Annotated in this window: 30 protein-coding genes and 1 tRNA gene; 28 read left to right on the top strand and 3 right to left on the bottom strand. The window is 66.6% G+C overall.

Annotation, left to right across the window (positions count from 1 at the left end):
* The first annotated feature begins 5 nt into the window (after nucleotides 1-5).
* The 8 genes from kdsA to truD all read left to right on the top strand — a co-directional run bounded on the left by kdsA (nucleotide 6) and on the right by truD (nucleotide 5,511).
* A complete protein-coding gene (gene kdsA / locus AC5P7E_RS14405; RefSeq protein ID WP_005408999.1) occupies nucleotides 6-836 on the top strand; it encodes a 3-deoxy-8-phosphooctulonate synthase in 831 nt (276 codons plus the stop codon).
* Entirely contained in the window at nucleotides 833-1,180 is a 348-nt protein-coding gene (locus tag AC5P7E_RS14400) for a hypothetical protein (RefSeq protein ID WP_111118170.1), read from the top strand. The genes kdsA and AC5P7E_RS14400 overlap by 4 nt, the downstream gene beginning before the upstream one ends.
* Nucleotides 1,180-1,509 carry a hypothetical protein gene (locus AC5P7E_RS14395; RefSeq protein WP_114618630.1) on the top strand — a complete coding sequence of 110 codons (330 nt, stop codon included), beginning with the start codon at nucleotides 1,180-1,182 and terminating at the stop codon, nucleotides 1,507-1,509. The genes AC5P7E_RS14400 and AC5P7E_RS14395 overlap by 1 nt, the downstream gene beginning before the upstream one ends.
* Nucleotides 1,510-1,605: 96 nt before the next feature.
* Nucleotides 1,606-2,898 (top strand): phosphopyruvate hydratase, encoded by a 1,293-nt coding sequence (gene eno, locus AC5P7E_RS14390; RefSeq protein WP_005409002.1) that lies wholly within the window; start codon nucleotides 1,606-1,608, stop codon nucleotides 2,896-2,898.
* A gap of 4 nt (nucleotides 2,899-2,902) precedes the next feature.
* Nucleotides 2,903-3,256: a cell division protein FtsB gene (gene ftsB, locus AC5P7E_RS14385; RefSeq protein ID WP_005412924.1), complete on the top strand. Its 354-nt coding sequence runs from the start codon at nucleotides 2,903-2,905 to the stop codon at nucleotides 3,254-3,256.
* Complete coding sequence (ispD, locus tag AC5P7E_RS14380) at nucleotides 3,253-3,951, top strand: 2-C-methyl-D-erythritol 4-phosphate cytidylyltransferase (protein WP_005409004.1); 699 nt, start codon at nucleotides 3,253-3,255, stop codon at nucleotides 3,949-3,951. The genes ftsB and ispD overlap by 4 nt, the downstream gene beginning before the upstream one ends.
* A 34-nt stretch (nucleotides 3,952-3,985) precedes the next feature.
* On the top strand, nucleotides 3,986-4,483 hold the full coding sequence (gene ispF, locus AC5P7E_RS14375) for a 2-C-methyl-D-erythritol 2,4-cyclodiphosphate synthase (RefSeq protein ID WP_024956349.1): 498 nt from the start codon (nucleotides 3,986-3,988) through the stop codon (nucleotides 4,481-4,483).
* Nucleotides 4,480-5,511 (top strand): tRNA pseudouridine(13) synthase TruD, encoded by a 1,032-nt coding sequence (gene truD / locus AC5P7E_RS14370; protein ID WP_100438068.1) that lies wholly within the window; start codon nucleotides 4,480-4,482, stop codon nucleotides 5,509-5,511. Before ispF ends, truD begins: the two co-directional genes overlap by 4 nt.
* A 123-nt stretch (nucleotides 5,512-5,634) precedes the next feature.
* On the opposite strand, the gene AC5P7E_RS14365 is transcribed toward truD, so the two are convergent.
* On the bottom strand, nucleotides 5,635-6,174 hold the full coding sequence (locus tag AC5P7E_RS14365) for a Smr/MutS family protein (RefSeq protein WP_005409007.1): 540 nt from the start codon (nucleotides 6,172-6,174) through the stop codon (nucleotides 5,635-5,637).
* A 209-nt stretch (nucleotides 6,175-6,383) separates the two neighbouring features.
* On the opposite strand from AC5P7E_RS14365, the gene surE reads away from it, so the two are divergent.
* The 5 genes from surE to AC5P7E_RS14340 all read left to right on the top strand — a co-directional run bounded on the left by surE (nucleotide 6,384) and on the right by AC5P7E_RS14340 (nucleotide 10,086).
* Nucleotides 6,384-7,163: a 5'/3'-nucleotidase SurE gene (gene surE / locus AC5P7E_RS14360; protein WP_010485979.1), complete on the top strand. Its 780-nt coding sequence runs from the start codon at nucleotides 6,384-6,386 to the stop codon at nucleotides 7,161-7,163.
* Complete coding sequence (locus AC5P7E_RS14355; protein WP_005409009.1) at nucleotides 7,160-7,837, top strand: protein-L-isoaspartate(D-aspartate) O-methyltransferase; 678 nt, start codon at nucleotides 7,160-7,162, stop codon at nucleotides 7,835-7,837. Before surE ends, AC5P7E_RS14355 begins: the two co-directional genes overlap by 4 nt.
* Nucleotides 7,838-7,855: 18 nt before the next feature.
* Nucleotides 7,856-8,470 (top strand): YqaA family protein, encoded by a 615-nt coding sequence (locus tag AC5P7E_RS14350; protein WP_005409010.1) that lies wholly within the window; start codon nucleotides 7,856-7,858, stop codon nucleotides 8,468-8,470.
* Nucleotides 8,467-9,258, top strand: coding sequence for a peptidoglycan DD-metalloendopeptidase family protein (locus AC5P7E_RS14345; RefSeq protein ID WP_005409011.1), 792 nt, complete (start codon nucleotides 8,467-8,469; stop codon nucleotides 9,256-9,258). The genes AC5P7E_RS14350 and AC5P7E_RS14345 overlap by 4 nt, the downstream gene beginning before the upstream one ends.
* A 339-nt stretch (nucleotides 9,259-9,597) precedes the next feature.
* On the top strand, nucleotides 9,598-10,086 hold the full coding sequence (locus AC5P7E_RS14340) for a YqhG/Tai3 family protein (protein WP_043034329.1): 489 nt from the start codon (nucleotides 9,598-9,600) through the stop codon (nucleotides 10,084-10,086).
* Between the two features lie 25 nt (nucleotides 10,087-10,111).
* Here the strand turns inward: AC5P7E_RS14340 and AC5P7E_RS14335 are convergent, their stop codons facing one another.
* Nucleotides 10,112-10,486 (bottom strand): Mth938-like domain-containing protein, encoded by a 375-nt coding sequence (locus tag AC5P7E_RS14335; RefSeq protein WP_005409013.1) that lies wholly within the window; start codon nucleotides 10,484-10,486, stop codon nucleotides 10,112-10,114.
* A 13-nt stretch (nucleotides 10,487-10,499) separates the two neighbouring features.
* Nucleotides 10,500-10,805, bottom strand: a complete 306-nt coding sequence (gene yhbY, locus AC5P7E_RS14330; RefSeq protein ID WP_004152868.1) for a ribosome assembly RNA-binding protein YhbY — start codon at nucleotides 10,803-10,805, stop codon at nucleotides 10,500-10,502.
* A gap of 65 nt (nucleotides 10,806-10,870) precedes the next feature.
* Between yhbY and rlmE the strand changes: the two genes are divergently transcribed.
* The 15 genes from rlmE (at nucleotide 10,871) to AC5P7E_RS14255 (ending at nucleotide 26,225) form a co-directional block, all read left to right on the top strand.
* Nucleotides 10,871-11,503: a 23S rRNA (uridine(2552)-2'-O)-methyltransferase RlmE gene (rlmE, locus tag AC5P7E_RS14325; RefSeq protein WP_005409014.1), complete on the top strand. Its 633-nt coding sequence runs from the start codon at nucleotides 10,871-10,873 to the stop codon at nucleotides 11,501-11,503.
* A gap of 69 nt (nucleotides 11,504-11,572) precedes the next feature.
* Nucleotides 11,573-13,507 carry an ATP-dependent zinc metalloprotease FtsH gene (gene ftsH / locus AC5P7E_RS14320; RefSeq protein WP_162792547.1) on the top strand — a complete coding sequence of 645 codons (1,935 nt, stop codon included), beginning with the start codon at nucleotides 11,573-11,575 and terminating at the stop codon, nucleotides 13,505-13,507.
* A gap of 102 nt (nucleotides 13,508-13,609) precedes the next feature.
* The gene (locus AC5P7E_RS14315) at nucleotides 13,610-13,795 is read left to right on the top strand and encodes a hypothetical protein (RefSeq protein WP_005409016.1); all 186 of its coding nucleotides are present in this window, start codon (nucleotides 13,610-13,612) and stop codon (nucleotides 13,793-13,795) included.
* A gap of 584 nt (nucleotides 13,796-14,379) precedes the next feature.
* A complete protein-coding gene (gene folP, locus AC5P7E_RS14310; protein ID WP_114618632.1) occupies nucleotides 14,380-15,276 on the top strand; it encodes a dihydropteroate synthase in 897 nt (298 codons plus the stop codon).
* Nucleotides 15,276-16,229: a tRNA (adenosine(37)-N6)-dimethylallyltransferase MiaA gene (gene miaA / locus AC5P7E_RS14305; RefSeq protein WP_012479733.1), complete on the top strand. Its 954-nt coding sequence runs from the start codon at nucleotides 15,276-15,278 to the stop codon at nucleotides 16,227-16,229. Before folP ends, miaA begins: the two co-directional genes overlap by 1 nt.
* 96 nt (nucleotides 16,230-16,325) lie before the next feature.
* Nucleotides 16,326-16,601: an RNA chaperone Hfq gene (gene hfq / locus AC5P7E_RS14300; protein WP_004152891.1), complete on the top strand. Its 276-nt coding sequence runs from the start codon at nucleotides 16,326-16,328 to the stop codon at nucleotides 16,599-16,601.
* A 14-nt stretch (nucleotides 16,602-16,615) separates the two neighbouring features.
* Nucleotides 16,616-17,926: a ribosome rescue GTPase HflX gene (gene hflX, locus AC5P7E_RS14295; RefSeq protein WP_005412934.1), complete on the top strand. Its 1,311-nt coding sequence runs from the start codon at nucleotides 16,616-16,618 to the stop codon at nucleotides 17,924-17,926.
* A 120-nt stretch (nucleotides 17,927-18,046) separates the two neighbouring features.
* A complete protein-coding gene (locus tag AC5P7E_RS14290) occupies nucleotides 18,047-18,541 on the top strand; it encodes a CinA family protein (RefSeq protein WP_005409020.1) in 495 nt (164 codons plus the stop codon).
* 34 nt (nucleotides 18,542-18,575) lie between these two features.
* Nucleotides 18,576-20,258: a 2-polyprenylphenol 6-hydroxylase gene (gene ubiB, locus AC5P7E_RS14285; protein WP_049459647.1), complete on the top strand. Its 1,683-nt coding sequence runs from the start codon at nucleotides 18,576-18,578 to the stop codon at nucleotides 20,256-20,258.
* Nucleotides 20,259-20,465: 207 nt separating this feature from the next.
* Nucleotides 20,466-21,101: a transcriptional repressor LexA gene (lexA, locus tag AC5P7E_RS14280; RefSeq protein WP_005412936.1), complete on the top strand. Its 636-nt coding sequence runs from the start codon at nucleotides 20,466-20,468 to the stop codon at nucleotides 21,099-21,101.
* Between the two features lie 204 nt (nucleotides 21,102-21,305).
* Nucleotides 21,306-22,343 carry a recombinase RecA gene (recA, locus tag AC5P7E_RS14275; protein WP_005412937.1) on the top strand — a complete coding sequence of 346 codons (1,038 nt, stop codon included), beginning with the start codon at nucleotides 21,306-21,308 and terminating at the stop codon, nucleotides 22,341-22,343.
* A 110-nt stretch (nucleotides 22,344-22,453) separates the two neighbouring features.
* Nucleotides 22,454-22,945, top strand: a complete 492-nt coding sequence (gene recX / locus AC5P7E_RS14270; protein ID WP_005409024.1) for a recombination regulator RecX — start codon at nucleotides 22,454-22,456, stop codon at nucleotides 22,943-22,945.
* Between the two features lie 109 nt (nucleotides 22,946-23,054).
* Entirely contained in the window at nucleotides 23,055-25,703 is a 2,649-nt protein-coding gene (alaS, locus tag AC5P7E_RS14265) for an alanine--tRNA ligase (protein ID WP_062607602.1), read from the top strand.
* A gap of 147 nt (nucleotides 25,704-25,850) precedes the next feature.
* Nucleotides 25,851-26,054 carry a carbon storage regulator CsrA gene (gene csrA, locus AC5P7E_RS14260; RefSeq protein WP_004152909.1) on the top strand — a complete coding sequence of 68 codons (204 nt, stop codon included), beginning with the start codon at nucleotides 25,851-25,853 and terminating at the stop codon, nucleotides 26,052-26,054.
* A 78-nt stretch (nucleotides 26,055-26,132) separates the two neighbouring features.
* Nucleotides 26,133-26,225: transfer RNA gene (locus AC5P7E_RS14255), tRNA-Ser, on the top strand.
* Nucleotides 26,226-26,256: the final 31 nt, after the last annotated feature.

Here is a 26,256-nt window from a genome sequence, read left to right as displayed (position 1 = left end):
ACGCCATGAAACTGTGTGGATTCGAGGTCGGGCTGGACCAGCCCCTGTTCCTGATCGCCGGCCCCTGCGTGATCGAGTCGATGCAGCTGCAGCTCGATACCGCCGGCAAGTTGAAGGAAGTCACCGACAAGCTCGGCGTCAACTTCATCTTCAAGTCCAGCTTCGACAAGGCCAACCGTACTTCGGGCACCGCGTTCCGTGGCCCGGGCATGGAAGAGGGCCTTAAGGTCCTGGCCGAGGTCAGGAAGCAGATCGGCGTGCCGGTGCTGACCGACGTCCATGAGTACACCCCGATGGACGAAGTGGCCTCGGTGGTGGACGTGCTGCAGACCCCGGCGTTCCTGGTCCGCCAGACCGACTTCATCCGCAAGGTGTGCTCGGCCGGCAAGCCGGTCAACATCAAGAAGGGCCAGTTCCTGGCGCCGTGGGACATGAAGCCGGTCGTGGAGAAGGCCAAGGCCACCGGCAACGAGCAGATCATGGTCTGCGAACGTGGTGCCAGCTTCGGCTACAACAACCTGGTCAGCGACATGCGTTCGCTGGCGGTGATGCGCGACACCGGTTGCCCGGTGGTGTTCGACGCCACCCATTCGGTGCAGCTGCCGGGCGGGCAGGGCACCAGTTCCGGTGGCCAGCGTGAGCACGTGCCGGTGCTGGCGCGTGCCGCCGTGGCGGTGGGCATCTCCGGCCTGTTCGCCGAGACCCATCCGGATCCGTCCAAGGCGCTGTCCGATGGCCCCAATGCGTGGCCGCTGGACCAGATGGAAGCACTGCTTGAGACCTTGATGGAACTCGACGCAGTGACCAAGAAGCACGGCTTCTCGCGCTTCGCGTGAGTCGTGACCCGTGGCTGGCGCTGGAAACCCAGCGCCGCCGCCGGCATTGGAAACAGTGGCCGTGGGGCCTGATCGCACTGGGCCTGGCCGTGCTGTTTACTGTGGGCATGTTCGGGCTGGTGCTGATCGGTGCCGCGTCCGTGCGGCCGCCGGGTGATGGCAGCAGCGCACTCGATCTGCGCGCGTACTTCATTGCGCTGCTGGTGGCAGAGCCGCTCGGTGCAGTGGGATGCATCGCTGCTGCTGTGCAGGCCTGGAGGCTGAATCGCGGCAAGGTGGCCGCCGGCCTGGCGATCATCCTGCTCTCGCTGTGGCTCGGCGCCCTGTTCTACGGAGTGCTTTGATGAATGCGACCACATCGGCGCGAGGCTGGCCCTGGGGCCTGATCGCCCTGGGGCTGTCCGTGTTGACCCGGATCGCCCTGGTGGTGGGCGTACTGGCCTTCACCGCCGGTTTCCGGCCGCCGGGGGACGGGAACAACGGCGTGCAGACCACGCAGTGGTGGTTGCTGGGCGCACTGGTCACGATGGTGCTGTCCTTCCTGGGTAGCCCGGTTGCGATGGTGCTGGCCTGGCGACGGCGGCGTGGCCCCATCCTGGCGGCGCTTGCTGGTGCATTGCTGGTGATGCTGGTGTCGATGGTCCTGATCGTGATCGGGTCCAGCTGGGGCTGAAGCCGCCCACGCCATTTGGCAAGTGGCGGGCAGCCGGGGATAATCACGCGGCATTCGTTTTGTCGCCCCCTCTCCAGACAGGTAACCGGTCCGACCATGAGCACGATCCGCAGCATCCACGCCCGTGAAATCCTCGACAGTCGTGGCAACCCCACGCTGGAAGCCGAAGTCATCCTGGAGGACGGTTCGTTCGGTCGTGCCGCGGTTCCCTCCGGCGCCTCGACCGGCACCAAGGAAGCGGTCGAGCTGCGTGACGGCGACAAGACCCGTTACCTGGGCAAGGGCGTGCGCAAGGCCGTCGACAACGTCAACACCACGATTGCCGCCGCGCTGAAGGGCTTTGAGGCCACCGACCAGGCCGGCCTCGACCGTCGCCTGATCGATCTCGACGGCACCGAGAACAAGGGCCGCCTGGGCGCCAACGCACTGCTGGGTGTTTCGATGGCCGCTGCGCACGCCGCCGCCGCATCGAACAAGCAGGCGCTGTGGCAGTACCTGGCCGCCAGGACCGGCGTGACCCCGTCGCTGCCGGTGCCGATGATGAACATCATCAACGGCGGCGCGCACGCCGACAACAACGTCGACTTCCAGGAATTCATGGTGTTGCCGGTCGGCTTCACCTCGTTCTCCGAAGCGCTGCGTGCCGGTACCGAAATCTTCCATTCGCTGAAGTCGGTGCTGAAGGGCCACGGCCTGAGCACGGCGGTCGGCGACGAAGGCGGCTTTGCTCCGGACTTCCGCAGCAACGTCGAAGCGCTGGACACCATCCTTGAAGCGATCGGCAAGGCCGGCTACACCGCCGGTGAAGACGTGCTGCTGGGCCTGGACGTCGCCTCCAGCGAATTCTTCGAGAACGGCAAGTACAACCTGGTCGGCGAGAACAAGCGCCTGACCTCCGAGCAGTTCGTCGACTTCCTCGCCGACTGGGCCGCGCAGTACCCGATCATCACGATCGAAGACGGCCTGGCCGAGAACGACTGGGCTGGCTGGAAGCTGCTGACCGATCGCATCGGCAAGAAGGTGCAGCTGGTCGGTGACGACCTGTTCGTGACCAACCCGAAGATCTTCCAGGAAGGCATCGACTCGGGCACCGCCAACGCGATCCTGATCAAGGTCAACCAGATCGGCACCCTGAGCGAAACCCTGGAAGCGATCGCCATGGCCGACCGCGCCGGTTATGCCGCTGTGGTCTCGCACCGTTCGGGCGAAACCGAAGACACCACCATCGCCGACATCGCAGTGGCTACCACCGCCACCCAGATCAAGACCGGTTCGCTGTGCCGCAGCGATCGCGTGGCCAAGTACAACCAGCTGCTGCGCATCGAGGAAGCCCTCGGCGCCGGCGCGCGTTACGCCGGTCGTGACGCGTTCGTTTCGCTGAAGCGCTGAGCCGATGCGCGACTGGCGCTGGATGCTGCTGGTGCTGGCCCTGCTGCTGGGCTGGCTGCAGTACCGCTTCTGGTTCGGTCCGGGCAATTCGGGCGAAGTGATGATGCTCGAAGCCCAGGTCGCCAACCAGGAGCGGGACAATGAGGGTCTGCAGCAGCGCAACGACGCGCTTGCTGCCGAAGTGAAGGACCTCAAGGAAGGCCAGTCCGCCATCGAGGAGCGCGCACGCAGCGAGCTGGGCATGATCAAGCCCGGCGAGAAGTTCTATCGTGTGGTCGAGGATGCGCCGGTCCATCCGGCGCAGCCCGCGGCAGGTGTCAGTGCGCAGGTTGGCGACCACCCGGCGGACGTGCCATGAGTGCGGCCATCTGGGTCGTGGTTCCGGCTGCGGGCCGTGGCACCCGCTTCGGCGCGCCGTTGCCCAAGCAATACCTGCAGGCAGGGGGACAGATCCTGCTTGCCCATACCCTGGACGCCCTGCTGGCGCACCCGGCCGTGGCCGGGGCGATGGTGGTGATCGGCCAGGACGACGCCGACTGGCCCGGCTGGAACGAGTGGGCGGGCAAGCCGGTGCTGACCTGCATCGGTGGCGCGACCCGTGCCGCTTCGGTGTTGGCTGGCCTGCAGGCGCTGCCGGAGACGGTGCGCGCTGATGAGTTCGTACTGGTCCACGATGCCGCGCGGCCGAACCTGTCGCCGGCCGATCTCGGCCGCCTGCTTGAAGTCGGTCGTACCGACCCGGTGGGGGCGATCCTGGCCGCACCGGTACGTGACACGCTCAAGCGTGCAGGCGACGACGGTGGCATTGATGGCACCGAGCCGCGTGAGCGCCTCTGGCGTGCACTGACCCCGCAGCTGTTCCGCCGCCACCAGCTCAGCCGCGCGCTGTCCGACGCCGCTGCCGCCGGTGTTGAAGTCACCGACGAGGCGATGGCCATGGAGCGCCAGGGCCAGCGCCCGCTGCTGGTGGAAGGCAGCGAGGACAACTTCAAGGTCACCACCCCGGCCGATCTGGACCGGTTCGAATTCGTACTTTCCCGCCGCGCCGGCTGACCGTCCGCGTGGCCCTGCTGCAAGGGTTGCATCCATGAGCACCGCACCGTTCCCGCCCGTCCGCATCGGCCAGGGCTACGACGTCCATGCCTTCGGCGAAGGCGATCACATCATGCTTGGCGGCGTGAACGTTCCACACAGCTGTGGCGTGCTTGCGCACAGCGATGGCGACGTGATCCTGCACGCCTTGTGCGATGCGATGCTCGGTGCGCTGGCGCTGGGCGACATCGGCCAGCATTTCCCACCCAGTGACAACCGCTGGAAGGGCGCCGACAGCAGCGACTTCGTGCGTCATTGCGACAGCCTGCTGCGCGAGCGCGGCTGGCGCGTCGGCAACACCGACATCACCGTGATCTGCGAGCGGCCGAAGGTTGGCCCGCATGCGCTGGCGATGCGTGAGCGCATCGGCGGCCTGCTGCAGTTGCCGCTGGATGCAGTCAGCGTCAAGGCCACCACCTCGGAAAAGCTGGGCTTCACCGGCCGTGGTGAAGGCATTGCCGCACAGGCGGTCGTGTTGCTGGTGGCGGCATGATTCCGCTGCCGTTGGCATTTGGTGCGCCGTTGTTGACGGCGCGCATCCGCACCACGCCAGACGATTTCCAGGTTGACGAGCTGCCGGCCTTCGAGGCCACCGGCGAAGGCGAGCACCTGTTGCTGCACATCCGAAAGCGCGGTGCCAACACCGTGCATGTGGCCAAGGTGCTGGCCAAGTGGGCGGGCCTGCCGGAAATGGCGGTGAGTTACGCTGGCATGAAAGACCGCCACGCGGTCACCACCCAGCGTTTCAGCGTGCACCTGCCCAAGCGCATTGCGCCGGACCTGGCCGAGCTGGCCAGTGACGAGATCGAAGTGCTCGAAGCGACCTGGCACAACCGCAAGCTGCAGCGTGGCGCACTGGCCGGCAACCGCTTCAAGCTGGTGCTGCGCGAGGTGCAGGGCGATGCCACGGCGATCAGCGAACGCCTGCAGCAGATTGCCGGGCGCGGCCTGCCGAACTGGTTTGGCGAGCAGCGCTTTGGCCGCGACGGCGGCAACGTGCCGGCGGCACTGGCGATGTTCGGTGGCCGCCGCATGCGCAAGGACCAGCGTTCACTGCTGCTGTCTGCCGCCCGATCGGCGCTGTTCAACCGCGTGCTGGCTGCGCGCGTGGAGCAGGGCAACTGGGATCAGCCACTGGACGGCGAGGTGTGGATGCTGGACGGCAGCCGCAGCGTGTTCGGCCCGGAGCCGTACACCGACGTGCTGGCCGAGCGCCTCGCGCGGTTCGACATCCATCCCAGCGCACCGCTGTGGGGCGAAGGGGAGCTGCGCAGCACCGAAGTGGCACGCGAGCTGGAGCTGGCCGCACTCGACGACGAGGAATCGAAGGCACTGCGGGCCGGCCTGGAAGACGCGCGCCTGAAGCAGGAGCGCCGCGCGCTGCGCCTGCGCCCCGCGTTGTTGCAGCACCAGTGGCTGGGCGATGACGTGCTGGAGCTATCGTTCGCGCTGCCGCCGGGCTGCTACGCCACCGCCGTACTGCACGAGCTCGGCCCGGTCGAAGACGCCTCGCAGGCCTGAGCAGGGCGCGCGGTAGAGTCGACTGTCAGTCGACTTGCGCGCGCAGCGCGGGGTATTCGCTTGCCGCTGGAAGAGCAGTCGACTGACAGTCGACTCTACCTGGACTCATGGCGTCCCCCTTTTTCAGCGCCGTGCCAGCAGCACCAGCACCGCGCCGGTGCCGCCTTGCCCGGTCGGCGCCGAATGGAATGCCAGTACGTCGTTGCGCAGCCGCAGCAGGCGGTCGACCAGGTTCTTCAGTACCGGTGCACCGCCGTCGGACTGCAATCCCTTGCCGTGGATGATGCGCACGCAGCCATACTCGTGTGCATGGGCTTCCAGCAGGAACTGGCGCAGCAGCGTCTCGGCCTGCGCGGCGGTGGCGCCATGCAGGTCCAGTTCGTCCTGCACCGAATACTGGCCACGCTTGAGGCGCTGGAACAGGCGTGGTGGCAGGTTGTCGCGGCGATAGCTGGCCACGTCGCCGGCTTCCAATGGCGTGCTGTCGCGCAGCAGCCGGGCGAACTCGCCGGCGGCTTCGGCCTCGTCACGTTCGGCCATGCGCGCGCGCGGCTTCGGCCGGGGCGCAGCCGGTGCCGGCTCGGCATCCTTGCGCAGCGGCGTCACTTCGCCGATGGCCGCGCGGAACAACGCGGCCGGATCTTCGTCTTCAGGGTGCGACATGCGCACAGGGTAAACCGCTGGCGCAGGTCTGCCTATGACGGTTCGATGTCGGCCGTGACCGCCGGCAGGGTAGGACCGGCGGCTCGCATGCGGCACAATAGACGATGCCCTTGCAGGGTCGACGGCTTCCGCAGGGGAGTACGACGGTCCCGCCCACACTGCACGGTGATGGAATCGAATTCTTGGAAAATCAAGCGGTTAAATCGAAGATGCGAATCCTGGTCAGTAACGACGATGGCGTCGACGCCGCAGGCATCCGGATGCTTGCTTCGGTGCTGCGTGAGGCCGGTCACGAAGTCACGGTGGTCGCGCCCGACCGCGATCGCTCCGGCGCCAGCAATTCGCTGACCCTGGACCTGCCGATCCGCCTCAAGCGCATCGACCATTACACCGTCTCGGTGGCCGGTACCCCGACCGACTGCGTGCACCTGGCGCTGACCGGGCTGCTCGAGTTCGAACCCGACATTGTCGTGTCCGGCATCAACAACGCCGCCAACCTCGGCGATGACGTGATCTATTCCGGCACCGTCTCGGCGGCGATGGAAGGTCGCTTCCTCGGCCTGCCGGCGGTGGCGGTCTCGCTGGTCACCCGCAACCACGATCCGAAACACTTCGAGACCGCCGCGCGCGCTGCGGTGGAGATCGTCGCCCGGCTCAAGGCCGATCCGTTGCCGGCTGACACCATCCTCAACGTCAACGTGCCGGACCTGCCGTGGAGCGAGGTCAAGGGCTTCGAGGTCACCCGCCTGGGCAACCGCCATCGCGCAGAAGGCTGCATCGCGCAGAAGGACCCGCGCGGCAACGAGGTGTACTGGATCGGCCCGGCCGGTCGTGAGCAGGACTCCGGCCCCGGCACCGATTTCCACGCGGTACGCACCGGCCACATCTCGATTACCCCGATCCAGGTCGACCTGACCCGCTACCAGGCACTGGAGAAAGTGGCCAGCTGGGTCGGCGGCCTCAGCGCCGCGCTGGACCAGCCGGCATGAGCCCACGCCTGCGCCTGCAACCGGAAGCCGTCGGCATCGGCATGACCTCGCAGCGTGTGCGCGACCGCCTGGTCGATCGCCTGCGCGAGGCTGGCATCGTCGACGAGTCGACCTTGAATGCGATCCGGGTGGTGCCACGTCATCTGTTCATCGACGAAGCGCTGGCGTCACGCGCTTACGAAGACACCGCCCTGCCGATCGGCCACGGCCAGACCATCTCGCAGCCGTGGGTGGTGGCGCGCATGACCGAAGCCGTGCTGCAGGTCTCGCCGAAGAAAGTGCTGGAAGTCGGTACCGGCTCCGGCTACCAGGCCGCCGTGCTCGGCGCGCTGGGCCTGGAGATCTACACCGTCGAACGCATCGGCGACCTGCTGCGACAGGCGCGCAAGCGCTTCCGTGCGCTGGGCATGAATATCCGCACCAAGCATGATGATGGCCGCGCCGGCTGGGCCGAGCACGGCCCGTTCGATGCCATCGTCGTCACCGCCGCGGCGCCTGCACTGGTCGATGAACTGGTCGGGCAGCTGGCCGAGGGCGGCCGCCTGGTGGCGCCGGTCGGCGGGCCGGGTGGGCAGTCGCTGGTGCAGCTGGACCGCAGGGCTGACGGCAGCATCGAACAACGCGTGCTGGCGCCGGTCACCTTCGTGCCGCTGCTGTCCGGCATGCTCGACTAATCCACGGAGCAGGATTGCATGAAGATTTTCGGGCCGCTGTACGAGCGGGCGATGAAGTGGGCGGCGCACGAACGCGCGCCGACCTACCTGACGGTGTTGAGCTTCTTCGAGGCGATCATCTTTCCGGTGATGCCGGAAGTGATGCTGGCGCCGATGTGCGTGGCCCAGCCGAAACGCGGCTGGTGGTTCGCCACCCTCAGCCTGGCCGGCTCGATGGTCGGCGCGCTGATTGGCTATGCATTGGGTCATTATGCCTTCGAAGCGATCAAGCCGTTGTTCGAAGCACTGGGCATGCTGCCGGCCATCGAGCAGGGCATCACCACCGTGCAGGCCAAGATGGCCGAGTCGCCGTGGGCGGTGTTCACCTTCCTGGTGCTGGGCGGCTTCATGCCCATCCCGATGAAGGTCTTCACGTGGGCATCGGGTATCGTCGGCGTGCCGATGCCGCAGTACCTGTTGAGCATGCTGATCGGTCGCGGCAAGCGCGTGTTCGTGCTGGCTGCGGTCATCCGTATCGGTGGTGCGCGTGCTGAAGCGGCACTGCGTCGCTGGATTGAACCGCTGGGCTGGATCGCCACCGCGTTGGTGGTGGTGCTGATCGCCTGGCTTGTATGGAGGTCGAAGTTCGCATGAATCCTGATCGTCTGAGCAAGGGAGTGCGCATCGGCGCGCTGGCGTTGCTGGTTTCCACCCTGGCCGCCTGCGGCACCGCAACCGTGGTTCGTCCTGGTGGTGGCAGCACCGGCGGTGGTGTGACCACGCCGAAGACCTCGGTGCCCAAGCCCGGGCAGACCGTGGTGGTGCGCAAGGGCGATACCATCTATGCGCTGGCCCGCATCCATGACATCACCCCGGCCGACCTGATTGCCTGGAACAGCCTGGACAACCCCTCGACCATCCATCCGGGGCAGGTGATCCGACTGTATCCGGCCGGTGCCAGCGGCGGCCGCGCGCCGACCACGGTGGTCACCCCGCCGCGCTCGGGTGGCAGCAGCGGCGGCAGTACCACATCGGCCCCGGCCCCGGCGCCGGTGGGTCCGGTGAAGAGCAACATCGCCTGGCGCTGGCCGGCCGATGGCGCGATCGTCGGCCGCTACGTGGCCGGTGACGCGACCAAGCAGGGCGTGGACATCGCCGGTACCAGCGGCCAGCCGGTCAAGGCCACCGCCAACGGTGTGGTGGTGTACTCCGGCGCCGGCCTGGTCGGCTACGGCGAGCTGATCATCATCAAGCACAGCGACCAGTGGCTGTCGGCCTATGGCCACAACCGCAAGCGCCTGGTGAATGAAGGGCAGAGCGTGAAGGCCGGTGAGCAGATCGCCGAGATGGGCCGCACCGGTGCGAACCGCGACATGGTCCACTTCGAGATCCGTTACAACGGCAAGCCGGTGGATCCGCAGCAATACCTGCCGGCACGCTGATCGTCGATTCGCCATCTGGGCGGATCCCCGGCCCGGTGCAGCGCGCCGGGCGTTCACCGACGGCACGGCCCATGGGCCGCAAACACCGCCGGCTCACCCGCTACAACGGCAAGCCGGTCGACCCGCAGCAGTACCTGTCGGCGCGTTGAGGCCGTGGGATCGGGTGGCGCCGGGCAATGCTCGGCGTTCCCGACCTGTAGCGTCGAGCCATGCTCGACTCGCTGTACGCTGGCTGCCGTGGGTGGCCATTTGCGACCATGAGTGGCGCATCTCAAGCTTCCCGGCAAGCCAGGGAAGCGGCATGCTTCAACGGAACCCGCCCCCCCAATCCGGTGCCGCATGTCTCGCCCAACAGCCCTTTTCGTGCTGCTCATCGCGCCATTGGCGGCCGCCGCCAGCAGCGATCCACGTGACGTGGTCACCCGCCTCTACGACGTCATCCAGGCGCCGACGTCGAACGAAACGGCCATTTCCCCGCTGCTGGGTGAGGCCCTCCGCTCAGCCATCGCTGCGCAGCGTGCATATGAACAGGCCTGCACCGCACTGGCGGCGCCCGATGAAAAGCCGCACATGCTGGACCAGAGCCCGTATCTGCTGGCGCCGGATCGACCGGAAACGATATCCGTGGGAATGCCCGGATCGAGCGGTGACGCCACCTGGATCCATGTCGACATGGCCGTGGGCGACTACCGCTGGACCGACAGGGTCCTGCTGCAGCGGCAGGACCGGGACTGGAAGGTCATGGATATACGCTGGGGGCAGGGCGGCAACCTGATTGGCCGGCTCAAGGCGTTCTCGGCATTCCGCTGCACACCTTCGGGCAGCTAGCCGGGAGCCACCCGGCGACTCGACCTCAGCCTTCCAGAATGAAGGCGGCGGCGACCTTGCGGCCTTCGCCCGCCAGGATGTTGAAGGTGCGCGCGGCGGCTGGATTGTTCATCACTTCCAGGCCGATGCCGCGTGACAGGCAGGCGGCCATCACCACCGCCGGCGGGAACACCTGACGGTCACCCGTGCCGAGCACGATCAGCGCCGGATTCAGCGCCAGGATCGGCTCCAGGTCAGCCACCTGCAGCGCAGTGGCGCTCACCACCGGCCATTGCGTGACCAGTTGGTCCGGGGTCAGGAAGAAACTGCTGCCCAGCGCCTGGTCATTCACCTTGGCCGAGCGGCCATCGGCGGCACGGAGGCTATAGGCGTAATCCGGCGGTTCGTGGTTCAGCTGCATGGCAGTAGGGCGATCAGCCGCGCGGCAGCACGATCTGGCGCTGTTCCTTGCTCGGGCGGTACAGCACGGCGACGTGGCCGATGCGCTGCACCAGCGCGCTTTCGGTGGCTTCGACGATCTCGCCGATCATCACGTCACGGGCGTCGCGGTCTTCAGCAGCGACCTTCACCTTGACCAGCTCGTGGCGCTCCAGCACTTCGTTCAGCTCAGCGATGAAGGCCGGGGTCACACCCTTGCCGCCGGTCTGCAGCAGGGCCTTCAGGTCGTGGGCTTGGCCGCGCAGGAAACGGGTCTGGGAGGCGGTCAGGGCGATGGACATGCAGGAAAACACGGTTGAATGGGGCGATCAGGGTATCATGAGGACCCCATCAGCCCCTATTTTCAATGGCTACCCGCAGCAAAAGCAGCCAGCGCTGGCTCAAGGAACACTTCTCCGACCCCTTCGTGAAGAAGGCCCAGGCCGAAGGCATGCGCTCGCGCGCCGCCTACAAGCTCGAAGAGCTGCTGGAACGTGACCGGTTGCTGAAGCCGCACATGGTGGTCGTCGACCTCGGTGCCGCCCCGGGCGGCTGGTCTCAGCAGGTGCGGAGACAGATCGGCGACACCGGTCGCGTGCTGGCGCTGGACATCCTGGACATGCCGCCGCTGGCCGGCGTGGAGTTCCTTCATGGTGACTTCAGGGAAGAAGCCGTCCTATCGCAGTTTGAAGCCATGCTCGGGGATCAGCCGGTAGACCTTGTGCTGTCGGACATGGCCCCCAATAAGAGTGGTGTAGGCGCGGTCGACCAGCCGCGGATGATGCACCTGGCGGAGCTGGCCCTGGATTTTGCCGACAACCACCTGAAGACCGGTGGGGCGTTCCTGATCAAGCTGTTCCAGGGTGAAGGCTTTGACGACTACGTGCGCGACATGCGCCGCCGGTACGACAAGGTCTCCATCCGCAAGCCGGAAGCGTCGCGCAAGCGCTCTCCCGAGGTGTATGCCTTGGGTCAGGGAAAACGCGCCCACATGAAGTAAGCTCGCAACGTACGCAAGTTCGACCCCAACGCAACGCCAGCACTGAGAGGAACACCGGAGCCAATGAGGATGAACGACTTGACCAAGAACCTCCTGCTATGGGTGGTCGTCGCCGTCGTGCTGATGGTGGTCTTCCAGAGCTTCTCGCCAAAGTCCTCCGGGGCCGGCGCGCAGGGCGCGTCTTACTCGCAATTCCTGGACCAGGTGGACAGCGGCAACGTGCAGAAGGTCGCCTTTGGCGGCGACATGCGTGGCGGCACCAGCCAGCTGACCTACACCACCCGCGGTGGGCAGTCGTCCACCATCACCGCGCCGTTCGATCGTGACCTGATCAACGTGCTGCGTACCAAGAACGTGGAGATCGTGCAGGAGGAGCCGTCCAGCGGCATTTCCCTCGGCGCGATCCTGATGAATTTCCTGCCGGTCATCCTGATCATCGGCTTCTGGTTGTTCATCATGCGCCAGATGCAGGGCGGTGGCGGCGGTGCCAAGGGCGCGATGTCCTTCGGCAAGTCGCGCGCCAAGCTGCAGGGCGAAGACCAGATCAAGGTCACCTTCGCCGACGTCGCCGGCTGCGACGAGGCCAAGGAAGAAGTGGGCGAACTGGTCGACTTCCTGCGCGACCCGTCCAAGTTCACCAAGCTGGGCGGCAAGATTCCGCGCGGCGTGCTGATGGTGGGCCCGCCGGGTACCGGCAAGACGCTTCTGGCCAAGGCCATCGCCGGCGAAGCCAAGGTGCCGTTCTTCTCGATCTCCGGTTCGGACTTCGTGGAAATGTTCGTCGGCGTCGGCGCCAGCCGCGTGCGTGACATGTTCGAGCAGGCCAAGAAGCACGCGCCGTGCATCATCTTCATCGACGAAATCGACGCCGTCGGCCGCCACCGTGGCGCCGGCCTGGGCGGCGGTCACGACGAGCGCGAGCAGACCCTGAACCAGCTGCTGGTCGAAATGGACGGTTTCGAGGGTGGCGAAGGCGTGATCGTGATCGCCGCGACCAACCGTCCCGACGTGCTGGACCCGGCGCTGCTGCGCCCGGGCCGTTTCGACCGCCAGGTCGTGGTCGGCCTGCCGGACGTGAAGGGCCGCGAGCACATCCTCAAGGTCCACATGCGCAAGCTGCCGCTGGCTGACGACGTCGAGCCGATGGTGATCGCGCGTGGTACCCCGGGCTTCTCCGGTGCGGACCTGGCCAACCTCTGCAACGAGGCGGCCCTGTTCGCCGCGCGTGGCAACGAGAAGGAAGTCCGCATGGACCACTTCGACCGTGCCCGCGACAAGATCCTGATGGGTGCCGAGCGCCGCTCGATGGCCATGAGCGAGGACGAGAAGACCCTGACCGCGTACCACGAGGCCGGCCACGCCATCGTCGGCCGCCTGGTGCCCGAGCACGACCCGGTCTACAAGGTCACCATCATTCCGCGCGGCCGCGCGCTGGGTGTGACCATGTACCTGCCGGAAGGCGACAAGTACTCGATGAACCGCGTGGCGATCCAGTCGCAGCTGTGCTCGCTGTACGGCGGCCGCGTCGCCGAAGAGCTGATCTTCGGCGAGGACAAGGTCACCACCGGCGCCTCCAACGACATCGAGCGTGCCACCAAGATGGCCCGCAACATGGTCACCAAGTGGGGCCTGTCCGAGCAGCTCGGCCCGATCGCCTATGGCGAAGAGGACGACGAGGTGTTCCTGGGCCGTTCGGTCACCCAGCACAAGAGCGTGTCCAACGACACGGCGCGCCGGATCGACGAGGAAGTGCGCAACATCCTCGACAAGGCCTACGCCCGCACGACCCAGCTGCTGACCGAGAACATCGACAAGCTGCACGCGATGTCGCAGCTGCTGCTGCAGTACGAGACCATTGACGCGCCGCAGATCGACGCGATCATGGAAGGCCGCGATCCGCCGCCGCCGGCGGGCTGGAGCAAGTCGAACAAGGATGGCGGCAACGACGAGGGCGGCGACGCCCGTCCGCTGCCGCCGATCGCAGGCCCGGCCGAATCGCACTGACGGCCCGCTGCAGGTGACACCAGACGAGGCCGGGGCAACCCGGCTTCGTCGTTTCCGGGCCACTGGCCCATCCCGAAGAACCGATCTGACGCTGGAGCCCGCATGTCCGCCCCGAAGCCCGAACCGATTTCCCACACTGCCGAAATGGTGATCGCCACCGTGGTCGGCGTGGGTGTGGGCCTGGGGGCCGACAACCTGCTGCTGGGCTGCGTGGTGGGTATCGGGGTCGGCATCGTGCTGAGCATCGCCAAGACCCTGTACGTGGACCGCAAGCGCCGCCGCCGTTGAGAGGGTGTCGGCAGGGCTTCGCCCTGCACCCGTAGTAGTGCCGGCCGCTGGCCGGCAACCTCAACAGCAACAGCGACAGCGGCATTCCGTGGTTTGGCGGGGCGGTGTGGGTTGGCAGGACACGCCGTAAACCCGTCCCTGGGGGCTCGATGGCGCCATCCATGGCGCCAACGGTCCTGCCAGCCCACACCGCCCCACCTCTGACAGATTCCTGCTGCTGTTGGTAGGTGTCGACCTTGGTCGACACGGTAGATCCACGCCATGCGTGGATGCATTTCGATTCCAATTCGAAATATTCGATTCCGATGGAGATTCATCCACGCATGGCGTGGATCTACTGCAGATCGCGGAGATCTGTCGAAGGCGGGGTGGGTCCGGTTGCGGGGGCGTGAGCCGCATGGATGCGGCGACCGAGCTTACATGGACGTACTTGCAGCGGCCCCCGCAACCGGACCCACCCCGGCTACCCTCAGGAAACCAGCTTCTGCTGTTGCTCGGGCTTTTGCTGTGGCCGTTGCCTCTGCGGGTGCAGGGCGCCGCCCTGCCGAACTAAACTACCCGCCGTTGTCCCTGCAGGATTGCCCATGTTCGATACCTCGCCCCAGCTCGATTGCGCCGGCCGCATCCTGCGCCTCGACCGTGCCCGGGTCATGGGCATCGTCAACGTCACCCCGGACTCGTTCTCCGATGGCGGCGCGCACGACACCACCGAGGCTGCGGTCGCCCATGGCCTGAAGCTGGTCGAGGAGGGCGCGGACCTGCTCGATATCGGCGGCGAATCGACCCGGCCGGGCGCTGCGCCGGTATCGGTGGAGGAGGAACTGCGCCGGGTGATCCCGGTGATCGAGCAGCTGGCCGCACGCACCCGGGTGCCGATCAGCATCGACACCTTCAAGCCGGAAGTGATGCGCGCGGCCGTGGCGGCTGGCGCCGGCATGATCAATGACATCTACGGCCTGCGTCAGGAAGGGGCGCTGGACGCCGCCGCTGCAACCGGCGTGCCGGTGGTGCTGATGCACATGCAGGGCGAGCCAGGCCACATGCAGGCCGATCCACATTACGACGACGTGGTCGCCGAGGTGCACGGCTTCCTGGTCCAGCGCCTGTTCGCTGCCGAGATGGCGGGCATTGCGAAGAAGAACCTGCTGATCGATCTCGGTTTCGGTTTCGGCAAAACCACTGCCCACAACATGACCCTGCTGGCACGCTCCGAGCGGTTCCTGGAGCTGGGCGTGCCGATGCTGGCTGGCCTGTCGCGCAAGCGCAGCCTGGGCGAACTGACCGGTCGCGACACGCCGTCCGAGCGCGTGGCCGCCTCGGTGGCCGCGCACCTGATCGCGGTGCAGCGCGGCGCACGCATCGTGCGCGTGCATGACGTGACCGCCACCGTTGATGCACTGAAGATCTGGCAGGCAGTCGAGGCCGTGCCAACGCCGCGCGCCGACGCCACGCCGACGATCCGCTGGCCGGACGAAGACTGATGGGCATCGACCGGCGGCCACTGGCGATCGCCGTGATGGGGCCGACCGCGAGTGGCAAGACCGCCACCGCGATCGCCCTGGCGAAGCAGCTGGATGGCGAGATCGTCAGCGTCGATTCGGCGCTGGTCTACCGGCATCTGGATATCGGCTCGGCCAAGCCGGATGCGGCCGAGCGGGCGCAGGCGCCGCACCATCTGCTGGACCTGCGCGATCCGTGGCAGACCTATTCGGCGGCCGAGTTCGCCGCCGATGCCGGCCGCGTCGTGGCCGACATCGTGGCACGCGGCAAAACGCCGATCCTGGCAGGTGGCACGGGGCTGTACTTCCGGGCCCTGTTGCAGGGCCTGTCGCCGATGCCGGAGGCCGACCCGGTGATGCGCGAAGCACTCAGCACCGAAGCGGCCGAGCGGGGCTGGGCGGCACTGCACGCAGAACTGGCCAAGGTCGATCCAGCCGCAGCCGCACGTATCCATGCCACCGACCCGCAACGCATCCAGCGGGCGCTGGAGGTCTATCGCCTCACCGGCACGCCGATCAGTGAATGGCAGCGCCGGCCGGGCGTCGCGCCATTGCCGGTGCGCACCCTCAAGCTGATCCTCGCCCCGCGTGACCGCGCGGTACTGCACCAGCGCATCGAGGCGCGCTTCGACGCCATGCTGGCGCAGGGCTTCCTGGACGAGGTGCGGGCACTGCGTGCAATGCCGGAAATGGCCGCCGTGACGGCGCCGCTGGACCTGCCGGCGGTGCGTGCGGTTGGCTATCGCCAGGCCTGGGAATACCTGGACGGGGAGGGTGATGCCGCCCGTTTCCGTGACAAGGCGATCTTCGCCACCCGGCAGCTGGCCAAGCGCCAGCTGACCTGGCTGCGCGGCGAGCTTGATGCGCGCTGGTTCGACCCCCATGTCGATGGGGAGCGCCTGGCCGGCGCGGTGTCGACCTTCGTCGCACGCTGAACCCCCGCCAGCCGTGTAACATCATCGGTCGGCGGGCGGCTCGGGGGCCGTGGCAACCGTCGGCAACCCAATAAGAACAATAATCAGGAGTGTGCAATGTCCAAGGGGCAATCGCTGCAGGATCCTTTCTTGAACGCACTGCGGCGCGAACGCGTGCCGGTTTCGGTGTACCTGGTCAACGGCATCAAGCTGCAGGGCACGATCGAGTCGTTCGACCAGTTCGTGGTCCTGCTGCGCAACACGGTCAGTCAGATGGTCTACAAGCACGCCATTTCCACGGTCGTTCCGGCACGCAACGTGAAGGTTGGCCCGGGCGGTGGTTACGTGCAGTCGGGTGAAGGTGGTCAGGCAGGTGATGAAGCAGACGAGTAATACCGGAGCGGTGAATGTTTGACCGCTCGAAAAAGGGCGAACACGCCCTGTTGATCCAGCCCCATTTCGGCAAGCTGGAAGACGATGTGCTGGAAGAATTCGGTGATCTGGCCCGCTCGGCTGGGGCCAGCATCGCCGCGACGATCACTGCACGCCTGGACCGTCCGAATCCGTCGACCCTGATCGGCAGCGGCAAGCTGGACGAGATCAAGGCCGCAGCCGACGCCAGCGGTGCGGACCTGATCCTGGTCAACCATGCGTTGAGCCCGGGCCAGGAGCGCAACCTGGAACGATTCCTCGAGCGCCGGGTGATCGACCGTACCGGCCTGATCCTGGACATCTTCGCCCAGCGTGCGCACAGCCACGAAGGCAAGCTGCAGGTCGAACTGGCGCAGCTGCGTCACCTGGCCACGCGGCTGGTGCGCGGCTGGACCCATCTGGAGCGCCAGCGCGGCGGTTCGATCGGTCTGCGCGGCCCGGGTGAAACCCAGCTGGAAACCGACCGCCGCCTGTTGCAGAAGCGCGTGGAGCAGCTGCAGAAACGCCTGGAAAAGGTCGAAGTGCAGCGCACCCAGATGCGCCGTGCGCGTGTGCGCAGCGAGCTGCCGCGCGTGGCCCTGGTGGGCTACACCAACGCCGGCAAGTCGACCCTGTTCAACGCCATGACCGGCGCCGAGGCCTATGCCGCCGACCAGCTGTTTGCAACGCTGGATCCGACCGTGCGCCGCATTGCGGTTCCGGGTGGCAACGTGGTCCTGGCCGACACCGTCGGCTTCGTCCGCGACCTGCCACATGACCTGGTTGCGGCGTTCCGCTCGACCCTGTCCGAGGCGCGCGAGGCGGATTTCCTGCTGCACGTGGTCGACGCCGCCGATCCGCACCGCGAGGAGCGCATCGCACAGGTCGACGAGGTACTGACCGCAGTCGGTGCCGGTGACCTGCCGCAGTTGCTGGTGTTCAACAAGATCGACCGCATCGACGGTGCCGACGTCCGCCACGACGGCCAGGATGGCATCCCGGACGAATCGCGCCGCGAGCGGGTGTGGATTTCCGCACGCGACGGGCAGGGCCTGGAGCTGCTGCAGGCGGTGCTGGGCAAGCGCCTGGGCCTGCAGCACGTCACCGGCGAACTGCGCCTGCCACCCGATGCCGGCCGCCTGCGCGCGCGGCTGCACCAGCTGGAAGTGATCCGCAGCGAGCAGGCCGATGAAGACGGCTGGCTGCTGCAGGTCGACCTTCCGATCGCCGAAGCCGAAAAGCTGGCCGCCAGTGCCGACGGCGCGCCGATCCGGGCGCTGCTGCCGGAGAAGCTGCCGGAGTGGTGAGGTAGCGGCCAATCCCCGGTAGTGCCGGCCGCTGGCCGGCAACCACCGTGCTGGAGGGGCGCGACATCCGCCTGTCATCTGCGGTACAACGTGCAGGTTCTTCACCCCACCGTCATGCCGATGTCCATCCCCACCGACGCCGACCTCAACGCCCAGTCCGCCGCGCTCGGGCAGCGCCTGCAGCAGGCCTCGCTGCAGCTGGTGACCGCTGAAAGCTGCAGTGGCGGCTGGATTGCCAAGTGCATGACCGACATCGCCGGTTCCTCGGCGTTCTTCGACTGCGGCATGGTGGTCTACAGCTACGAAGCCAAGCAGCGCCTGCTGGGCGTGCGTGCGCAGACGCTGGAGCAGTTCGGCGCGGTCAGCCGCGAAACCGTGCTGGAAATGGTGTCCGGCGCACTGGTCAATTCCGGTGCCGGCATCGCCGTGGCGGTGACCGGCATCGCGGGTCCTGGCGGTGGCAGCCCGGACAAGCCGGTCGGCAGTGTCTGGATCGGCTGGAAGCGCCGCGGCGGCTACGCCCGCGCCGAACTGTTCCAGTTCGATGGCGACCGCGAAGCCATCCGCCGGCAAACCGTGGCGGCGGCATTGCGCGGTATCGACGCCCAGCTGTGACATGCTGCTCCGGTAATCGTCCGGAGCACGCATGATGTGGGAAACGCTGGGCACGGTCCGCGACCTGGGCCGACTGCAGGAAATTGCCGTCGTCCTGATCCGCTATGGCTTCGGCGACGTGGTGCGGCGCATCGGCCTGGCCAGTACGCTGGAGCGGGCAGGGCGCCTTCTGCACTGGAACGAGGAGCGGCAGGAACTGTTGCGGATGACCGCACCAGTGCGCGTGCGCAGCGCGATGCAGGATCTCGGTCCCACTTTCGTCAAGCTCGGGCAGGTGCTGGCGACGCGCGTTGACCTGCTGCCGCCGGAATGGATCGCTGAGCTGTCCGAACTGCAGAACGCGGTACCTGCGCTGCCGTATGCGGACATCCGTGAGCAGCTTGAGGCCGACCTTGGCGCACCGCCTGCAGAGGTGTTCGCGTTCCTCGATGAAACCCCGATGGCTGCCGCCTCGCTGGCGCAGGCCCATCGCGCGCGCCTGCATGATGGTCGCGAGGTGGTGCTGAAGGTGCGGCGCCCCGGCATCCGCGATGTGGTCGAGGCCGACCTGCGTCTGCTGGCCCGCCTGGCCGAGATCGTCGAGGCGCGCCTGCCGGACCTGCGTCGTTACCGCCCGGCCGAGGTCGTGCAGCAGTTCACCGTGTCGCTGCGCCGCGAACTGGATTTCGCGGCGGAATGCCGCAATGCCGAGCGCATCGCGCGCAACTTCAGCGGCCGTGACGACATACTGATTCCGAAGGTGCACTGGCAGTGGACCTGCGAGAGCCTGAACGTGCAGGACTTCGTCGAGGGCATTCCTGGCCGAGACCTGGCCGGCGTCGATGCGGCGGGCCTGGACCGGCGCGAGCTGGCACGGCGTGGCGCCGGCATCGTGCTGAAAATGGTGCTGGAGGACGGCAGCTTCCACGCCGATCCGCACCCGGGCAACATCATCTATGTACGTGATGGCCGCATCGGCGTGATTGATTTCGGCATGGTCGGCGCCTTGTCGGAAGTCCGGCGTTTCCAGGTGGCGCAGCTGCTGCACGGGCTGGTCGAGCAGGATCCGCAGGGCGTGGCCGACGTGCTGCTGGACTGGGCCGGCGGTGTTGAGGTGGACGAGAACAGGCTGCAGCACGACATCAGCCAGTTCGTAGATCAATACCGTGGCGTGCCGCTGAAGGACCTGCGCATCGGCCTGATGCTGGGCGACATCACCCAGCTGCTGCGCAGCTACAGCCTGACCCTGCCGGCTGACCTGGCGCTGATGATCAAGGCGTTCCTGACCCTGGAAGGCATGGGCCGGCAGCTGGACCCGGATTTCGACATGGCCAGTGCCGCGCGCCCGTTCCTGGAGCGGGTGGTGCTGCAGCGCTATGCGCCCAAGGCGCTGCTCAAGCGCGGCCGCCGCAGCCTGCTGGGCCTGGTCGACTTCGCCGGTGAGCTTCCCCGCGACCTGCGCAAGCTGGTGCAGGCGGCGCGCCGGGGACGCCTGCAGTTGAAGGTGGAAACCACGGCGCTGCAGGGCTTCGGCGAACAGGTGAACCGCGCAGCGAACCGGTTGGTGATGGGCATCGTCACTGCTGCGCTGATCATCGGTTCCTCGATCGTGATGCACAGCGTCGGCGGCGTCTCCAGCCGCTGGCTGCTGGCGCTGGGCGTCTGCGGCTTCATCGGCGCCGGCTTCTGCGGCGTGTGGATCCTGTTCTCGATATGGAGAAGCGGTAAACACACCTGAGTGTGTTTACCGCAGCGGTTCCCAGCGGGAACCGCGGAATCGCTGCGCGATTCCTGTAGAGCCGACCGCTGGTCGGCTGCCTTTGCTCCTGGTGCCGGGCCATACCCGGCGACGCTTGCCGAGCATGCCTCGGCCCAACAGGCCCGCGCCACTCCATGTCGTTTGCGGCACTTGCAGTCCCGGATATTAGTAGTAATACTACTAACCATGGACCTGACCGACACCCAGCAGGCGATCCTGCAGTTGATCGCCGAGCGTATCGAGAGCGAAGGCGCGCCGCCCTCGCAGACTGAAATCGCACGTGCGTTCGGCTTCAAGGGCGTGCGCGCGGCCCAGTACCACCTGGAAGCCCTGGAGCAGGCCGGTGCGATCCGTCGCATCCCCGGCCAGGCCCGCGGCATCCGCCTGGTGCAGGCGCCGCCGGTCGAGAAGCTGGCCGAGCCGGGCCTGCCCGACAGTGTGCTGCGCCTGCCGGTGCTGGGCCGGGTTGCGGCCGGCCTGCCGATCGGCGCCGACATCGGCTCGGACGATTTCGTGGTGCTGGACCGGGTGTTCTTCTCGCCAGCGCCGGACTACCTGCTGAAGGTGCAGGGCGATTCGATGATCGACGAGGGCATCTTCGACGGTGACCTGATCGGCGTGCACCGCACCCGCGACGCCCATTCCGGGCAGATCGTGGTGGCCCGCATCGATGACGAGATCACGGTCAAGCTGCTGAAGATCGCCAAGGATCGCATCCGCCTGCTGCCGCGCAATCCCGATTACAAGCCGATCGAGGTACTGCCGGATCAGGACTTCGCGATCGAGGGGCTCTATTGCGGCCTGCTGCGGCCCAACCGTTGACCCGTTCCATAGCGCATTACCCCGCGGTCTTTTGTGGCGATTCTCTGGTTCCACTGAGGTTGGTACGGATGTCCGATAATTCTTTTCAGAGCGCCGGGCAGAATCTCAGCCTGTGCGATACGTCCGACTTAAAGTGAACCCATGGCAAAGAAGACCCCCAAAGACAGCACCTCCAACGACACGACCTCTGCAAGGACCAATCCGATGGACGAGAACAAGAAGCGCGCCCTCGCTGCAGCTCTGGGCCAGATCGAAAAGCAGTTCGGCAAGGGCTCGGTGATGCGCATGGGCGACCGCGTGGTCGAACCCGTCGAAGCCATCCCGACCGGTTCGCTGATGCTCGACATCGCGCTGGGCATTGGTGGTCTGCCGAAGGGCCGTGTCGTCGAGATCTACGGGCCGGAATCCTCGGGCAAGACCACCTTGACCCTGCAGGCCATCGCCGAATGCCAGAAGATGGGCGGCACCGCGGCCTTCATCGACGCCGAGCACGCGCTGGACCCGATCTACGCCGCCAAGCTGGGCGTGAACGTGGACGACCTGCTGCTGTCGCAGCCGGACACCGGTGAGCAGGCGCTGGAAATCGCCGACATGCTGGTCCGTTCGGGTTCGGTCGACATCCTGGTGATCGACTCGGTTGCCGCGCTGACCCCGAAGGCCGAAATCGAAGGCGAGATGGGCGACCAGCTGCCAGGCCTTCAGGCCCGCCTGATGAGCCAGGCGCTGCGCAAGCTGACCGGCAACATCAAGCGCTCCAACACCCTGGTGATCTTCATCAACCAGCTGCGCATGAAGATCGGCGTGATGATGCCGGGCCAGAGCCCGGAAACCACCACGGGTGGCAACGCGCTGAAGTTCTACGCCTCGGTCCGCCTGGACATCCGCCGTATCGGCGCGATCAAGAAGGGTGACGAGATCATCGGTAACCAGACCAAGATCAAGGTCGTCAAGAACAAGCTGGCACCTCCGTTCAAGCAGGTCATCACCGAGATCCTGTATGGCGAAGGCATCAGCCGTGAAGGCGAGCTGATCGACATGGGTGTGGATGCCAAGCTGGTCGAGAAGGCTGGCGCCTGGTACAGCTATGGTGAAGAACGCATTGGCCAGGGCAAGGACAACGCCCGCGGCTACCTGCGCGACAACCCGACTGTCGCCGCCAAGCTCGAGGCCGAGCTGCGCGAGAAATTCCAGCCGGCCGAAGCGGCCCGCGAGGAAGGCGACGACGAAGGCGAAGACGAATAAGGCTTGCTGTGGGGCAGGGTGGCGCCGTCAGTGACGTTGCCCTGTCCCGCAGGTTCGAATCGCCCAGGGATGGGCTGGGCGCCACGGATGGCGCCACCCTTGGAGTACCCATGTCCGACGCCGAAGACATTCCGACCGGCCGCAAGCGCCGGCCGCGTGAGCAGACCCCCGTGCAACGGGCACTGGGCCTGCTGGTCCGCCGCGAGCACTCGCGCAAGGAACTCACCCGCAAGCTGACCGCCCGTGGCATCGAAGACGAAGCCGCGCAGGCCGCTGTCGCCAAGTTGACCGAGGCCGGCTGGCAGGACGACACCCGTTTTGCCGAGAACCTGGTGAGGATGCGCGCCAACACCGGTTATGGGCCGATCCATGTCCGCGCCGAGCTGGGGACCCACGGCCTGGACAGTGCCGCGATTGCCGCAGCGATGGACAGCTACGAAGGCGACTGGCAGGAAAACGCCCGTGATCTGGTCCGCCGACGCTTTGGCGAGGCCGGCCCGCAGGACCTGACACAGCGGCGCAAGGCTGCCGATCTGCTGGCCCGGCGGGGCTTCGACGGCGACAGCATCCGCCGCGCGACCCGCTACGACCCGGATGACTGAGACTGGCGGCGCCGGGCCTGATACCCTTTAGGTTTTCGGCGGTCCCTCGCGACCCTGGCCAACGCGGCCGGTGGTCCGGGTCCGCCGGCCCGCAGACTGCCAGCCCCCAATGAACGCATCCGCCAAATTCACGACTTCCCAGATCCGCAGCGACTTCCTTGAATTCTTCAAGGGCAAAGGCCACACCATCGTGCCGTCGGCGCCGCTGGTGCCGGGCAATGATCCGACCCTGCTGTTCACCAACTCCGGCATGGTGCAGTTCAAGGACGTGTTCCTTGGCGCGGAAAAGCGCAGCTACGTGCGCGCGGCCGACGTCCAGCGCTGCCTGCGCGCGGGCGGCAAGCACAACGACCTCGACCAGGTCGGCTACACCGCGCGCCACCACACTTTCTTCGAAATGCTGGGCAACTGGTCGTTCGGCGACTACTTCAAGAAGGACGCGATCGCCTGGGCCTGGGAACTGCTGACCCAGGTCTGGAAGCTGCCGGCCGAACGCCTGCTGGTCACCGTCTACCAGACCGATGACGAAGCCTACGCGCTGTGGCGCGACATGGTCGGCGTGCCGGAAGAGCGCATCGTGCGCATCGGCGACAACAAGGGCGCACCGTTCGCCTCGGACAACTTCTGGCAGATGGCCGACACCGGCCCGTGCGGCCCGTGCACCGAAATCTTCTACGACCACGGTGACCATATCGCCGGTGGCCCCCCGGGTTCCCCGGATGAAGACGGCGACCGCTTCATCGAAATCTGGAACCTGGTGTTCATGCAGTTCGACCGCCAGCCCGACGGCACCCTGGTGCCACTGCCGGCGCCGTGCGTGGATACCGGCATGGGCCTGGAGCGCCTGGCGGCGATCCTGCAGCACGTGCACACCAACTATGAGATCGACCTGTTCCAGGCCCTGATCCGCAAGGCCTCCGAGCTGACCGGCACCGCCGACCTGGAAAACAAGTCGCTGCGCGTGATCGCCGACCACATCCGTGCCTGTTCGTTCCTGATCGTCGATGGTGTGCTGCCGTCCAACGAAGGCCGCGGTTACGTGCTGCGCCGTATCATCCGCCGCGCACTGCGCCACGGCTGGATGCTGGGCGTGCGCCAGCCGTTCTTCAGCAAGCTGGTGCCGACCCTGGTCGAGCAGATGGGCGAAGCCTATCCGGAACTGCCGGCTGCGGTGGACACCGTCACCCGTGCGCTGCAGGCCGAAGAAGAGCGTTTCGCCGAAACCCTCGACGCCGGCATGAAGATCTTCGAGGACGTCGCGGGCAAGGTCAGGAATGGCGTGATCCCGGGCGTTGACGCCTTCCGCCTGTACGACACCTATGGTTTCCCGCTCGACCTGACCCAGGACATCGCCCGCGAGCGCGACCTGACCGTCGACATTGCCGGCTTCGATGCCGCGATGGAGCAGCAGCGCGAGACCGCGCGCGCGGCAGGCAAGTTCGGTGGTGGCGTGACCCTGCCCGCCGAGCTGGTGGCGACCCTGAGCCCGACCCTGTTCCTGGGCTACGACCGCCTGCAGGCTGACGGCCTGACCGTGCTGGCCCTGCTCAAGGACGGCCGTCCGGTGCAGTCGGCCGATGCCGGTGACGCAGTCATCGTCATCACCAACCAGACCCCGTTCTACGCCGAGTCCGGCGGCCAGGTCGGTGACACCGGCGTACTGACCGGCAACGGCGTGCGCCTGGCGGTGGACGACACCCAGAAGTTCGCCGGCCAGTTCCATGGCCATGTCGGCACCCTGTCCGAAGGCGGCCTGAAGGTCGGCGACGTGCTCTCCGGCCAGGTCGATGGCGAGCGCCGTGGCGCCACCATCCTCAACCACTCGGCCACCCACCTGCTGCACGCCGCCCTGCGCGAAGTGCTGGGCAGCCACGTGCAGCAGAAGGGCTCGCTGGTCGCTCCGGACCGCCTGCGTTTCGACTTCTCGCACTTCCAGCCGATCAGCGCGGAAGAGCTTGCCGTGATCGAGCGCAAGGTCAACCAGCAGGTGCGCGCCAACAACGCCGCCGAAGTACACAACATGGGCATGCAGGAAGCGCTGGACTTCGGCGCGATGGCCCTGTTCGGCGAGAAGTACGGCGAGCACGTGCGCGTGTTGAAGATGGGTGACTACTCCACCGAGCTGTGCGGTGGTACCCACGTCAACCGTACCGGCGACATCGGCCTGTTCAAGATCACCTCCGAGGGCGGCGTCTCCGCGGGCGTGCGCCGCATCGAGGCTGTTACCGGCCAGGGTGCGCTGGATTACGTGGACGCCGAAGAGGCCCGCCTGGCCGAGGCCGCTGAACTGCTCGGTGGCAGCGCTGCCGACGTGGTCGAGAAGATCCGTGCCCTCGGCCAGCGCCAGAAGCAGCTGGAGCGCGAACTGGAGGCCGTGAAGGCCAAGGTCGCCGCCGGTGCCACGGCCGATCTGTCCGGCCAGGCCGTCGAGGTTGCTGGCGTGAAGGTACTGGCTGCCCGCCTGGAGGGCTTCGACGCCAAGGCCCTGCGTGACGCCATGGACCGCCTCAAGCAGCAGCTGGGCGACGCGGTGATCGTGCTGGCCGGCGCCCAGGACGGCAAGGCCGCCCTGGTCGCGGGTGTGAACGGCAGTGCAATGGGCAAGGTCAAGGCCGGGGAACTGTTGTCCCATATCGCCAGTCAGATCGGGGGCAAGGGCGGCGGACGCCCGGACCTCGCCCAGGGTGGTGGCGAGGACGGGCCCGCCCTTGCCACTGCGCTGGCTGCAGTCGTCGAATGGGTCAGCCCCCGCCTGTGATGAACCTGGCCGTCCCCCTCCTTGTAGGAGCGGGACGGCTGACGGTACCATTGCGAATCTTTTCCCTTTGTCGTGGTAGCGCTTCTTGACGGAGCGTCAAGCCGGTGGGGGATACCCTTCCACACGGTTCCATGGAGACTTACAAAAATGTTGATCCTGACTCGCCGCGTCGGCGAAACCCTGATGATCGGAGACTCGGTGAGCGTCACCGTGCTTGGCGTCAAGGGTAACCAGGTGCGTATCGGCATCACCGCGCCGAAGGACGTTGCTGTGCATCGCGAAGAGATCTATCAGCGCATCCAGCGCGGTGACGAAGCCGGTGGCACCGGTAGCGAAAATTCTGCCGAATAACGCTTTACCTTCGCACTCGATTAACGTTATGATTCACGCCCCGCTGAGGTGCAACGCACCAGACGCGGAGAAAACCCCGGAGTGATGCCCGAGTGGCCGAAGGGGCTCCCCTGCTAAGGGAGTATAGGGTCAAAAGCTCTATCGAGGGTTCGAATCCCTCTCACTCCGCCAGATACAAAGAAGCGCCTGCAGATCCTCGATC

The organism is Stenotrophomonas sp. YJH_SMC_25 (assembly GCF_059369595.1).
The sequence above is the reverse complement of the archived record's forward strand: the minus strand, read 5'-3'. Positions and strand labels throughout refer to the sequence as shown.